Below are 13,244 nucleotides of genomic sequence, written 5' to 3'. Positions count from 1 at the left end.
CTTCATAGGGGCGGTAAGCCACCCTGACCCAAGGGTGGCTTACCGTGCCGATTCCAGGAGCACGCGCCGCTCGGCAGCCGCTATTGTCCGCCGGGCTGCATCGAGCGCATCGGGATTCACCGACACCGATGTGATACCCATTCGCACCAAATGCTCGGCGAACGCCGGCTTGGTCGATGGCGCCTGACCGCAGAGTGACGAGGTGATACCGAGTTTTCTTGCGGTGCCGATTATCTGGCTGATCGCGTCGAGTACGGCGGGGTCGGACTCGTCGAACAGTTCGGCGCAGATGTCGGAATCCCGGTCGACACCGAGTACGAGTTGAGTCAGGTCGTTGCTGCCGATGGAGACGCCGTCGATACCCATGCCGATGTACTCCGGCAGCCAATGCACCACCGATGGTACTTCGGCCATCACCCAACGGTGCAGTCCGCGTTGGCGGCCCAGCGGGCTGGCGTCTATCAACGACAGGCATTCCTCGAGTTCCCACCGGGTTCGCACGAACGGAATCATCACGTGCACGTTCGGCGACTGTTCACGCACGCGGGCCAGGGCCTGCAATTCGAGCGCGAACAGGTCCGGTTCTTTTACGTATCGGTAGCATCCGCGGTATCCGATCATCGGGTTGTGTTCGACAGGCTCGTATGCCTCGCCGCCGACCAGGCCACGAAACTCGTTGGTGCGGAAGTCGGTTGCGCGGTAGATCACCGGTCGTGGAGCGAAGGCCGCACCGATGCGCCCGACCGATTCCACCATTCCGTCCACGAGGACGCTTTGCTCGCCGTGGGCGATCAGATCGCGCGGATGACGTCCGCGGAGCGCCTCGGTCAACATGAATTCGGCGCGCAGCAGGCCGACGCCGTCCGAGCCCTGTGCTGCAACGGCTTCAGCGGAGTCCGGCATGGCCAGGTTTACGTAGACCTTGGTTCCGGTGACTTCCACCGACGAGGCGACCGACTCGCGTCGATCGGTTACCGACAGCGCCGGCGCAGCGTCAGCCCGGCCGGACAGCACCTGTCCGTGAGTACCGTCGACGGTCACCGTTGTGCCGTCATGCAGATCGGTGGTCGCCGTCCGCGTTCCGACCACGCACGGAACCCCCAACTCGCGGGCCACGATCGCGGCATGGCACGTCATGCCGCCGGTGTTGGTCACCAAGGCGGCGGCACGACGGATGGTGGGCAGCCAATCCGGATTGGTCATCTGCGCAACCAGGATCTCGCCCTCGAGCAACCGGTCGCCCTCGTCGGGAGTCTGCAGAACTCGGACCTTGCCGGACGCCGTGCCGGGTGCCGCGGCCAGTCCCCGTGCCAGGACGGCATGCTTTTCCGACCGCGGAGCGACCGTGTGGCGCAGAGTCGTGATCGGCCTGGCTTGCACCAAATACGTCCTGCCATCGGAGACAGCCCATTCGGTGTCTTGTGGGCAGCCGTTGTGCTGCTCGGTCGCGATCGCAAGCGTGGCAATGGCACGCAGTTCGTCGTCGCTCAGGACCCGCGAGTCGGCCTGGGCTTCATCGAGATCGACGATCGTGTCCTGACCGTCCTGGCCGCGCACGATCTTGAACGTCTTGTGCCCCAGGCGGGTATCGAGCACCGCGAGGTTCTCTTTTGACACGATGTAGGTGTCGGGTTCGACCTCTCCGGACACCACCACCTCACCGAGGCCGAACGCTGCCTCGATGACGACTCGATCTTGGGCCCCGTTGCTCGGGTCGGCGGTGAATGCGACGCCGGCCTTCTCGGAGTTCACCATCTGCTGCACCACGACCGCCATCGCAGGGTCACCGGTGAAGTCCCGGCTCGCGCGGTAGGTGATCACCCGGGGGCTGAACAATGACATCCAGCATCGAAGAACGGCCTCGATGAGACCCTCGTCGCCGGTGATGTTGGTCAGGGTCGCGTTCATGCCCGCGAAGGACGCATCGCGGCCGTCTTCGCCGGTCGCTGACGAACGCACGGCGACCACAGCATCGGAGTCGAGTGCGTGATACGCCGCGAGGATCAAGTCGTGCACGGTGTCGGTAACGCCGGCTTTTTGCACCAGACCCTGCATCCGATCACACAGTTCGCCCAGATGTGTCGTGTCGGCGACGTGGTCAAGTGCCTCCCGGTGCAGCGTGCTCAATTCCGCGTCGACGCCGCCTGCTCGCATGGAATCGCGGTAGCAGTCGCGCAACAGGACGAAGCCGGGCGGTACGGGCAGGTTGGCTGCCACGAGCTCGCCCATGTTCGCACCCTTGCCGCCCGCCTCCTCGGCGTCGGTGATTCGCAGCGTAGAGATATCCCGAACGTAGGTGTCGCTTTGCATGGTCTAAGCCTTTTCCACAGCGATCGACAGACCTAGCGTCCGAGGACCACATCCGGCGCGCTGAAGGTCACGACTGCATAGGGCACTAAGTCCCTGCTTTCGGACGTGGGACTTCTTTCCCTAGCGGCAAACTCGGTGACGTAGTCGGATCGACGTCATGGCCCCGACGACGGCACCATCGATCGTCACGTTGACGATGAACCCTGCGTTGGACATCTGTACCAACGCCGATCGGGTGCGACCGACTGACAAGATCCGTTGTGGCGCAGCTCAGTACGACGCGGGCGGCGGGGGGATCAACGTCGCGAAGATCGCCCATGTGTTAGGGGAGTCGGTGACAGCGGTGTATCCCGCCGGTGGTCCGACCGGTGACATGTTGACCGACCTTCTCGGCCAAAGTGGTGTGCCCATCCGTCCAACCGGGATCGCGGCTGCGACGCGGGAAAGCTTCACCGTCAACGAGATCAGCTCCGGCGTGCAATACCGGTTTGTGCTACCGGGACCGGTTATTTCTTTTCGCGAGCAACAGCAGTGCCTTGGCGAGCTTCGGCAGGCGGCGGTATCAGCCCAGTTCGTCGTAGCCAGCGGAAGCCTGCCCCCGAGTGTTCCCGTGAACTTTTATCAGCAGGTGGCGTTGATCTGCCGCGAGATCGGCGTGAAATTCGTGCTCGACACATCCGGTGGCGGACTTCGACACATCACCTCCGGGGTGTATCTGCTCAAGGCCAGCGTGCGGGAACTGCGCGAGTGCGTTGGACGGCCACTGTTGACCGAATCCGAACAGGTGGCCGCCGCTCACGAGATCATTGATTGTGGACAGGCCGAGGCCGTTGTGGTGTCGCGTGGAGCCGAGGGCGCCGTACTCGCCACGGTCGAAGGGGACCTGCGCTTCGCCGCCATCCCCATGCGTGCGCTCAGTGGGGTAGGGGCAGGCGATGCGATGGTCGCGGCCATCACGGTGGGGTTGAGCCGCGGGTGGTCGCTGAGCAAGTCGGTTCGCTACGGAATCGCCGTGGGTGCAGCAATGCTGCTGACTCCGGGTACCCAGCCGTGCACTCGGGCCGATGCCGAGCGGCTTTTCGAAGTTGCGCCCGATCCCGTGGAAGTCGAGACCGTGCATGGCGGTGCAATCGAGAAGGCGGTGGTCCGATGAATCCTCCCGTGACCGTCGATCCACGGTTGCACGACGCCGTCATCTTCGATCTCGATGGCGTCGTGACCGACACCGCATCGATTCACGCCGCCGCCTGGGCCGCCACCTTCGACGAATTCCTGGCGCGACGACCCGCGCGTGACCACGAGGACCTTTCTCCGTTCAGTGACCACGATTACCGCCAGTTCGTCGACGGCAAGCCACGTCAGGACGGCATAACGGATTTCCTTGCCTCACGAGGGATTTCGTTGCGACCGGGAGACTCGTCCGACAGCACCGAGGACACCGTGTGGGGACTGGGCAACCGCAAACAACAGCTCTTCCTCGAGCGCGTCGAGGACGGGGTGCCCGTGTTCGAGTCGACGGTCACTCTGGTGCGCAAGCTTGTCCACGCCGGGGTCAAAACGGCGATGTACTCGTCGAGTCGCAACTGCGACCGCATTCTCAAGGAGGCCGCACTCGAAGACCTCTTCACCGTTCGCGTCGACGGCGTGGTCGCTGAAGCCCTCGGACTGCCCGGTAAGCCGGATCCGGCCGTTTTGCTCGAGACCACAAGCAGATTGGCTGCCATCCCACAGCGGACGGTCGTGGTCGAAGACGCGGAAGCAGGCGTGGATGCCGGACGTAGGGGCGGATTCGCGATGGTGGTCGGTGTCGATCGCACCGGGGATGCCGACGAATTGTTGCGCTGCGGCGCGGACGTGGTGGTGCCCGACCTCGCCGAGGTCGCGGTGCGGACCGGCGACACACGTATGCCAGACCTTCCCAATGCGCTCGACGCCTACGGCCAACTGATCGGCGTGGTCGGCGGCAGGACACCGTTCGTGTGTCTGGACTTCGACGGAACCCTTTCGGAGATCGTGGCGGATCCCGATGTGGCCACCCTCGTTCCCGGCGCCGCCAAGGCCCTGGAAAACCTCGCCGCGCAGTTCCCCGTAGCCATCCTCAGCGGACGCGACCTCGCAGATATCCGCGAACGGATAGGCCTGCCCGGCCTGTGGTACGCCGGCAGCCATGGGTTCGAGCTCATCGGACCGGACGGCACCCACCACCACAACGACGCGGCCGCCGGTGCAGTGCCTGTTCTCGCGGCGGCCGCGACCGAACTGCGTGATGAGCTGAGAGACGTCGCGGGAGCGCGCATCGAACACAAGCGGTACGCCGTCGCAGTGCACTACCGCAACGTGACCCCGGAGCGGGTCGGCGAAGTTGTCGCAGCCGCGCATCGACATGGGCACCGACATGGCTTGCGGGTTACTGGTGGCCGCAAAGTCGTTGAGCTGCGGCCGGATATCGACTGGAACAAGGGAACGGCACTGCTCTGGATCCACGAAACGATCCACCAGGCCGGCCGCGTGCTGCCGATCTATATCGGTGACGACCTGACGGACGAGGACGCCTTCGACACCGTTCGATTCAACGGCATCGGGGTGGTGGTGCGCCATGACGAGGACGGTGGCCGTCCCACCGCGGCGCAGTTCTCTCTCAACAGTCCATCGGAGGTATGTGAGTTTCTGCGCCGCGGCGGCAATTGGCTGGCATACGAGCAACAAGCCGCCAACGACGCTTGGACATTCACGTTCGACGGCTACGACCCGCACGGCGAGAAGCTTCGCGAGGCGTTATGCACGGTCGGCAACGGTTGCTTCGCTACCAGGGGAGCGGCCCCGGAGGCGAAGGCCGGTCAGGTTCATTACCCGGCGACCTATGCGGCGGGTGTCTACAACCGACTCGACGACACCATCGACGGCCGAAAGACCGGGCACGAGAGCCTGGTGAACCTGCCCAACTGGCTTCCGCTGACCTTCCGCTTCGATGGCGGTGACTGGTTCGACATCGACGCCGTCACGTTGTTGTCCTATCGCCAGACGCTCGACCTTCGCGGGGCGATACTGTTGCGTGAGTTCCGTTTCCGCGATGATGCGGGCCGCACCACGTCGGTCGCTCAGCACCGATTCGTGGCCATGAACCAGGCGCATATTGCCGCGCTCGAAACGACGATCCTCGCCGAGGATTGGTCGGGGCGCATTGAAATCCGCTCGAGTATCGACGGCAATGTGCAAAACTGCGGCGTTGAACGGTACCGAGAGCTGGCAAGCAGCCACCTCGGATCCCTCACCACTCGCGCGCTGTCGGAGAACTCGGTGCTACTTACGGCGCAGACCACACAGTCGCGAATCCCGGTGGCGGTGGCAGCCCGGACCATTCTGTGGCGCAACGGCACAGCGGTGCCGGCCACGTACCGTCTCATCGGCGACGGCTTCGAGATCGGCCATGAAATCGCTACCGACCTGCTCGCAGGCCAGCCGGTGTCGGTGGAGAAGGTCGTTGCCTTGGTCACCGGGCGCGACGTCGCCACCTCCGATCCGGCGGTCGGAGCCGAACGAAACCTGCTGGGGCAAGGTCGATTTGCGGAGATTCGCGATGCGCACATGCTTGCCTGGGCCCATCTCTGGGAGCGCATGTCGATCGAGTTCGACGACCACGCTGACGAATTACGGATTCTGCGGCTACACGTGCTTCATCTATTACAGACGGTCTCATACAACAGCGACGACCTCGACGTCGGCGTGCCCGCACGCGGACTGCACGGTGAGGCGTATCGCGGGCACATCTTCTGGGACGAACTCTTCATCTTCCCAGTCCTGAACCTCAGGCTGCCAACTGTCACCCGTTCGTTGCTGCGGTATCGGTTCCGACGGCTGACGGAGGCAAGACGCGCGGCGAAGCTCGCCGGCTATGCCGGCGCGATGTTCCCGTGGCAATCAGGCACTGATGGACGTGAGGAAAGCCCGGAACTGCACCTCAACCCGCGATCGGGTCGGTGGAATCCCGACCCGAGCAACCGCGCACACCACATCGGTATCGCCGTCGCCTACAACGTCTGGCAGTACTACCAGGTCACGGGAGATCTGGCATACCTCATCGACTACGGCGCAGAGATGCTCGCAGAAATCGCCCGATTCTGGGCCAGTAGGGCGACCCTTGATGAAAGCCGCCATCGGTACTGCATAACCGGTGTTATCGGCCCCGACGAGTTTCATTCGGGCTATCCGGACAAGCCGTACGACGGGGTGGACAACAACGCATACACCAACGTGATGGCGGTCTGGGTGATCCTGCGGGCGCTCGACGCGCTGGCACTGATGCCGCTGCCCAATCGGCTCGATTTCCGGGAAAGGTTGGGATTGACAGACGAGGAACTGGCGCGCTGGGACCACGTCAGCCGACGGATGTTCGTACCCTTTCACGACGATGTCATCAGTCAATTCGAGGGATACGACCAACTGGCCGAACTTGGTTGGGATGCCTATCGGAGCCGCTATGGCAACATCCAGCGCCTCGATCGCATCCTCGAAGCCGAAGATGACAACGTGAACCGGTACAAGGCGTCCAAGCAAGCAGACGCATTGATGCTTCTGTATCTGCTTTCCTCAGATGAATTGAGCGAGTTGCTCGAACGACTCGACTACCGGTTCGGGAGCGACCAGATTCCGAAGATGGTCGACTACTACATGGCTCGGACGTCGCACGGATCAACCCTCAGCGGCGTGGTGCACACCTGGGTTCTGGCCCGCTCAAATCGTGATCGGGCGCTCGAGTTTTTTCAGCAGGTACTCAAGTCGGACGTCGCCGACATTCAAGGCGGCACTACCTCCGAGGGCATCCACCTCGCCGCGATGGCAGGCAGCATCGACCTCGTGCAACGGTGTTTCACCGGTCTGGAGACCCGTGATGATCGGCTTGTGCTATCTCCGCATTGGCCGGAATCACTTGGCGCTCTCGGATTTCCGATTCACTATCGCGGTCATCATGTGCATGTGCGGGTCAGCGGTAAGGGTGCCGAAGTCAGCGTGGATCCCCGCGACCTCCCGCCGGTGGTCATCGAATGCCGCGGCCGCATCGAGCAACTCGCACCCGGCCGGACGATCCGGTTCCCTGGCGTGAGCTGAATCGGACTACGGCCGGCGCGCGACGATCACCGGCGTGCGCGACGCCTGTACCACTGCAGCGCTGACCGAGCCCAACAGCATGCCCCCGAACCCGCCGCGGCCGTGACTGCCCACGACGACGAGCTGCGCCGACTCCGCCTGCTCGATCAGCTGACGCGCGGGCTGGTCACAAACGACGAGACGATGAATCGTCACGTCGGGGTAGCCCTCCTGCCAGCCGGCCATCCGCTCGGCCATGACCGCTTCCTCCGAAGTTTTCACCGTCGACCAGTCGAAACCAGGAAAGTCGAGTACTCCGGCGTCGCTCCACGCATGCAGCGCAATCAAATCCACGTGCCGGTGTGACGCCTCATCCAACGCGATGGCGGTGGCCAACTCCGATGCCTGCGACCCGTCGATACCCACCAGGACCGGCGAGTGCTCCTTGTGCCCGCTCAACCGGTTGTCGTCATGGATGACCGCCACCGGACAATGAGCGTGATGGATCAGCCCTGAGCTCACTGAACCGAGAAGAGTCCCGAACGCGCCATGGCCGCGGCAGCCCACCACCACCAGCTCTGCGTCTTTCGACATGTCCACGAGCGTGGGAATGGTTGCAGAGTAATACATTTCGGTCTTGACCCGGATCGCGTCGCATTCCCGAGTGGCATTCTGAACGGTCCTGACCGCGTCTGCGATGAGCTCACGGCCCTGCTTTTCTTGCCATTCGCCGAAGCCGATCGGTGGAGGCGTGCGGGCCCACGCTCCAGGAAGCCCGCCGGCGACGTGGACCAGGGTGAGCGAAACGTTGCGCAGCGATGCATCGCGGGCCGCCCAATCGACAGCCGCCCTCGAGACAGGTGATCCGTCGACGCCGACGACGATTCCGGGTGGTTCGACCGAAGTGGACATAGCCGCGACGTTAGGGCCCTTCGCGTTCGCGGTGTTAGGGCCGTAGGTCCCGGGTGCAATGCCGTTGGACACCGGCCGATGTCAGCTCCGCACGCGGGTGCCGGCGTTGCCGGCGACGATCTTGGCGATGTCATCCAACGACCCGATGACAGCCTCATTGCCGGTGTCCTTTGCGAAGTCGCATGCGGCCTGAACCTTGGGACCCATTGACCCCGTAGGAAAATCAAGCCCGGCGAGTTCGGCGGGCGTCACCGTTCCGAGCCGCTCCTGATTGGGCTTTCCCCATCCGGCATAGACCCCGTCGACATCGGTGGCGATGACCAGAAGGTCGGCTTCGAGCTGTTCGGCCAGCAGTGCCGCGGCCAGGTCTTTGTCGATGACAGCCTCGACACCCTGTAGCTGGCCGTGTTCGTCGTACATCGTCGGGATACCACCGCCTCCCGCGCAGATCACGATGGTGCCCTGCTCCACCAGGCTGCGGATCGGCCGGATCTCGAAGATCCGCAGGGGTTTTGGGCTCGCTACGACCCGGCGGAACTTGTCACCGTCGGGCGCGACGGTCCAACCGCATGCGGCTGCCAGACGTTCTGCGGTCTCCTTTTCGTAGAGCGGACCGATCGGCTTGGTCGGACGACCGAAGGCGGGGTCGTCGCGGTCCACCTCGATCATCGTCAGAACCGTGGCTAGCGGTTGGTCGTGGGGCAGCAGGTTGCCGAGTTCCTGTTCGATGACGTAGCCGATCATCGCCTCGGTCTGGGCGCCCAGAACGTCGAGGGGGTAGGGCGCGACGTCGTGGTAGGCGGCGGCCTGCAGTGCGAGCAGGCCTACCTGAGGGCCGTTGCCGTGCGCAATGACGATCTCGTTGCCGGGCGCTACCTCGGCGATCCGCTCGGCCGCGATGCGGATGTTGGCCCGCTGGTTGTCGGCGGTCATCGGCTGGCCGCGCCGCAGGAGCGCATTGCCGCCAAGCGCGATAACGATTCTCATCAGTCAGCTCAGCGCCGCGACGAGGACAGCCTTGATGGTGTGCATGCGGTTCTCCGCCTGATCGAATGCGATGTTGGCCGCGCTTTCGAAGACGTCCTCGGTGACCTCGATGCCGTTGCTGAGGCTTGGGTACTGAGCCGCGATCTTTGCCCCTACCTCGGTTTCGGCATTGTGGAATGCCGGCAGGCAGTGCATGAATTTCGTTCGTGGGTTGCCTGTCAGCGCCAGCATCACGGAGTTGACCTGGAAGGGCAACAGCACGTCGATGCGTTCACCCCAGGTTTCGATCGGTTCGCCCATCGACACCCACACATCGGTGTAGATGAAATCGACGCCGCTGACGGCTTTGTGCGGATCGTCGGTGATCGTGATGCGCGCACCGGAGGCGGCACCGAAGTCGCGGCACATGGTGACGTGCTCGTCTGTTGGCCACAAGTCTGGTGGCGCGCCGATGCGGACATCCATACCTAGCTTCGCTGCGATCAGCAGCAGTGAGTTGGCCACATTGTTGCGGCCATCGCCCACGAAGGCAAACACGATGTCGGTCAATGGCTTTGGGCAGTGTTCAGTCATTGTCAGCACGTCGGCCAGCATCTGTGTGGGATGGAACTCATCGGTGAGACCGTTGAATACCGGCACCCCGGCGTATTCGGCCAACTGCTCGACGATATCCTGGCCGGCGCCGCGGTATTCGATCGCGTCATACATCCGGCCCAGTACCCGAGCGGTGTCCTTCATTGACTCCTTGTGACCGATCTGCGACGACGCGGGGTCGATGTAGGTGACATGGGCGCCCTCGTCGTGTGCGGCCACCTCGAACGCGCACCGGGTACGCGTGGAGGACTTCTCGAAGATCAGGGCGATGTTCCTGCCTGCAAGGCTTTGTCGCTGCGCCCCCGAGTATTTCGCCCGTTTCAGATCCCGAGACAGGTCGAGCAGATAGAGCAGTTCGCGGTCGGTGTGATGGACCAGGCTGAGCAGACTTCTGTTTCGGATATTGAGTGGCATCGCTGTTCTCTCGTTAGGTGTAAATCGGGTCACGCAGGATGGGGCAGGTCATGCAGCGGCCGCCGCCCCTGCCGCGGCCCAGTTCGCTCGCGGTGATGGTCACGACCTCGACCCCCGCCTTGCGCAGCGCGGTGTTGGTGAGGATGTTGCGGTCGTAGCCGATGACGACGCCGGGTTCGAGCGCCACCACGTTGTTGCCGTCGTCCCACTGCTCGCGCTGGATGCCGTAGACATCGCCTGCGGTGGCTACGACGCGGAAGTCCACGCCAACCGCCTCACCGATGGTGGCCACGAGTCCCTTTGGCTCGCGACGGATATCCAGACCTGATGCGGTGCTGTCGTCGGGACGCAGGCTGAAGGGCACGATCGCATCGACGATCGGTGCGTAGGCGGTGACGAGGTCGTAGTCGCAGAACGTGAACACGGTGTCCAAATGCATGGCGGCGCGCGACTTCGGCAGGCTTGCGATGATCACCCGTTCGGCGGCCCCGGCCGCGAACAAGTTGCGCGCGACCTGGGTGATGGCCTGATGTGACGAACGTTCCCCCATGCCGATCACCACCGTGCCCTTGCCGATCGGCATGACGTCGCCGCCCTCGAGGGTGGCCGCACCATGGTCGCGGACAACGGCTTCGGGATCAGAAAGCCAGAAGTCGAACTTCTCGTCGGCGAAAGCAGGATGGAATTTGTAGACAGCCGACGTGAGCAGCGTCTCCTGCCTGCGGGCCGGCCAGTGCATCGGGTTCAGCGTGACACCGTGAAAGATCCACGACGAGTTGTCGCGCATGAACTGGGTATTGGGAAGCGGGCGGAGCACGAATCCTGCGGGGTCGAGTTCGCGGAAGGCCGACAAGAAGCTACCGGCGACATCGTCGGGCACATCCTGGTACGCGACGCCGCCGATCAGGAATTCTGCGAGCCGTTCCGCTGGGAGCTCGGTCAGCCAAGCCTGTATCTCGTGGGTCAGACCCGCGCCGACCAGGTCGTCGGTGATCTTGCGGTCCAGTAGCCACTGTCGGGCTTCGGTAACCTCGAGCACCTCGGCGAGTAGGTCCTGCAGTTCGAGGACCTCCACACCGCGATCCGCCATCTTGGCGACGAAGTCGAAGTGGTCGCGACGGGCCTGTTGCAGCCAGATGACGTCGTCGAACAGCAGCTCGTTGCAGTTCTCCGGGGTCAGGCGCTGATGCGCGAGTCCCGGTGCACACACTATGACTCGTCGCAGCCGGCCCGCCTCCGACCACACCCCCAACCGAGATTCGTTGCCGCTCAGGGCTTGTCGGCTCGTCATAGCACGGCCAGGTTGCCGGTGGCCATCAGGAGCAGCGCAACCATCGACGTCAACGCGACGGCGATGACGACAGCCCATTCCGACCTCGTGAACGCGGGCAGATGGCTTTCCCGGCGAGCCCAGACGTACAGCGCAGTCCCGGCAAGGTAGAACAGCGCAGCGATCAGCAGGTACTGCCAGCCTCCGGCGTAGACCAGCCACACCGCATACCCGAGTGCGACCACGCCAATGATCAGGTCGCGTGCCCTGCCGCGACCCGACTCATAGGTCTCACCACGCACCGCCAACAACACCTGGTATGCCGCGGACCACAGATACGGCAACAGGATGAGCGAGGTGGCAAGATAAACCAGGTTGGTGTAGGTGCTCGCGTTGGCCAGGGTCCACAGCAGCAGCGCCTGAACACACGAGTTGGTCAGCCATAGGGCGGCCGCGGGCGCGCCGTGCTTGTTCTCTCGGGCAAGCGCTTTCGGCATCACGTTTTCCTTGGCGGGCAGGCGCAGGATCTCGACGCACAACATCACCCAGGCGATCAGCGCACCGAGCAAGGAGACGACCAGACCGATCGAGATGAATGCGGCGCCCCAGCTGCCGACCTCGTTCTCCAGCAGACCCGCCATGGAGGGGTCGGGCACGCCGGCCAGCTCCGCCTGCGCCATCAGACCGTACGACAGCAGGTTGACCAGAAGCAGCAGCGCCAGCACACCCGCGAAGCCAAAAACGGTGGCCCGGCCGACGTCGCTGCGTCTTGCCGCGCGCTGCGAGTACACCGCTGCGCCCTCGATACCGATGAAGACCCAGACCGTGACCAGCATCATGTTCTTGACCTGGGTCATGGTGTCTCCCAGTGGCGCCCCGTCGATCTGTGTCGCCCTACCCCAGAAGTCGGCGGTGAACAGGCCTGCCTTGAAACCCACCGCCGCGATCGCGATGAAGACGAGAATCGGGATCACCTTGGCGATCGTGACGAGCATGTTGACAAACGCAGCCGTTTGAACGCCGCGCAGCGTGAGCGCATGCACTGTCCACAGCACGACCGACGCGCCGATGATCGCAGAAACCGTTGTGCCGCCTTGGAACTGAGGGAAGAAGTAGCCCAGCGTCGAGAACAGCAACACCAGATAGGCGACGTTGCCCACCCAGGCCGACATCCAGTATCCGAAGGCCGACGTGAACCCGATGTAGTTACCGAAACCGGCGCGGGCGTAGCCGTAGACACCTCCATCGACCTCCGGCTTGCGGGAGGCCAAGGTCTGAAAGACGAAGGCCAGCATTAACATGCCGACACCGGTGATCACCCACCCGATCAGGAGCGGGCCGGGAGCCGAGCTGGCGGCCATCTGCGAGGGCAATGCGAAGATTCCGCTGCCGATCATGGAGCCGACCACGATTGCCGTCAGTGCGGTCAGTCCAAGACCTGTGCCGCGAAGGACCGGACGGGTCTTAGGTGGCGGTGGAACAAGCGTTTCCGACATCGTTGTCTCCCAGGCTCGATCGGTGCGAGGTCGTTGATGTCGCCTCGTGTGATCGACGCTATGGGCGGGGCGCGCCGAAAAGAGGAGTCTTTGGTCCCTGATCAATTGGCGTAAGTCCCAGCCGCGAAAGCAGAACAGGCCAGGCGCTGTTTGCAGGCAAGCTGCTTCTGCGCCGC

At 63.7% G+C, this 13,244-nt stretch carries 8 protein-coding genes; 2 read left to right on the top strand and 6 right to left on the bottom strand.

Going from position 1 to position 13,244, the window contains the following annotated elements; all coding sequences use genetic code 11:
* Positions 1-39: 39 nt before the first annotated feature.
* A complete protein-coding gene (gene ppsA / locus GGC64_RS02315) occupies positions 40-2,310 on the bottom strand; it encodes a phosphoenolpyruvate synthase (RefSeq protein ID WP_192720836.1) in 2,271 nt (756 codons plus the stop codon).
* 157 nt (positions 2,311-2,467) lie between these two features.
* On the opposite strand from ppsA, the gene GGC64_RS02310 reads away from it, so the two are divergent.
* Together GGC64_RS02310 and otsB are read left to right on the top strand one after the other, a co-directional pair.
* Positions 2,468-3,463 (top strand): 1-phosphofructokinase family hexose kinase, encoded by a 996-nt coding sequence (locus GGC64_RS02310; protein ID WP_192720835.1) that lies wholly within the window; start codon positions 2,468-2,470, stop codon positions 3,461-3,463.
* Entirely contained in the window at positions 3,460-7,416 is a 3,957-nt protein-coding gene (gene otsB / locus GGC64_RS02305; protein ID WP_192720834.1) for a trehalose-phosphatase, read from the top strand. The genes GGC64_RS02310 and otsB overlap by 4 nt, the downstream gene beginning before the upstream one ends.
* A gap of 6 nt (positions 7,417-7,422) precedes the next feature.
* On the opposite strand, the gene GGC64_RS02300 is transcribed toward otsB, so the two are convergent.
* From GGC64_RS02300 to arcD, 5 genes are all read right to left on the bottom strand, one after another.
* Positions 7,423-8,307, bottom strand: a complete 885-nt coding sequence (locus GGC64_RS02300; RefSeq protein WP_192720833.1) for a universal stress protein — start codon at positions 8,305-8,307, stop codon at positions 7,423-7,425.
* A gap of 81 nt (positions 8,308-8,388) precedes the next feature.
* Complete coding sequence (gene arcC / locus GGC64_RS02295; RefSeq protein ID WP_192720832.1) at positions 8,389-9,294, bottom strand: carbamate kinase; 906 nt, start codon at positions 9,292-9,294, stop codon at positions 8,389-8,391.
* A 3-nt stretch (positions 9,295-9,297) separates the two neighbouring features.
* A complete protein-coding gene (locus GGC64_RS02290; RefSeq protein ID WP_192720831.1) occupies positions 9,298-10,302 on the bottom strand; it encodes an ornithine carbamoyltransferase in 1,005 nt (334 codons plus the stop codon).
* A gap of 13 nt (positions 10,303-10,315) precedes the next feature.
* Complete coding sequence (locus tag GGC64_RS02285; RefSeq protein WP_225951142.1) at positions 10,316-11,593, bottom strand: arginine deiminase; 1,278 nt, start codon at positions 11,591-11,593, stop codon at positions 10,316-10,318.
* On the bottom strand, positions 11,590-13,068 hold the full coding sequence (arcD, locus tag GGC64_RS02280; RefSeq protein ID WP_192720830.1) for an arginine-ornithine antiporter: 1,479 nt from the start codon (positions 13,066-13,068) through the stop codon (positions 11,590-11,592). Before arcD ends, GGC64_RS02285 begins: the two co-directional genes overlap by 4 nt.
* Between the last annotated feature and the right edge of the window lie 176 nt (positions 13,069-13,244).

Source organism: Mycobacterium sp. OAS707 (assembly GCF_014873705.1).
In the GTDB taxonomy this organism is placed as follows: Bacteria; Actinomycetota; Actinomycetes; order Mycobacteriales; family Mycobacteriaceae; genus Mycobacterium.
The sequence above is the reverse complement of the archived record's forward strand: the minus strand, read 5'-3'. Positions and strand labels throughout refer to the sequence as shown.

Bases quoted from the DNA above. Each gene is read 5' to 3' on its own strand.
- ppsA (WP_192720836.1), bottom strand. From the start codon at position 2,310: ATGCAAAGCGACACCTACGTTCGGGATATCTCTACGCTGCGAATCACC.
- GGC64_RS02310 (WP_192720835.1), top strand. From the start codon at position 2,468: ATGGCCCCGACGACGGCACCATCGATCGTCACGTTGACGATGAACCCT.
- otsB (WP_192720834.1), top strand. From the start codon at position 3,460: ATGAATCCTCCCGTGACCGTCGATCCACGGTTGCACGACGCCGTCATC.
- GGC64_RS02300 (WP_192720833.1), bottom strand. From the start codon at position 8,307: ATGTCCACTTCGGTCGAACCACCCGGAATCGTCGTCGGCGTCGACGGA.
- arcC (WP_192720832.1), bottom strand. From the start codon at position 9,294: ATGAGAATCGTTATCGCGCTTGGCGGCAATGCGCTCCTGCGGCGCGGC.
- GGC64_RS02290 (WP_192720831.1), bottom strand. From the start codon at position 10,302: ATGCCACTCAATATCCGAAACAGAAGTCTGCTCAGCCTGGTCCATCAC.
- GGC64_RS02285 (WP_225951142.1), bottom strand. From the start codon at position 11,593: ATGACGAGCCGACAAGCCCTGAGCGGCAACGAATCTCGGTTGGGGGTG.
- arcD (WP_192720830.1), bottom strand. From the start codon at position 13,068: ATGTCGGAAACGCTTGTTCCACCGCCACCTAAGACCCGTCCGGTCCTT.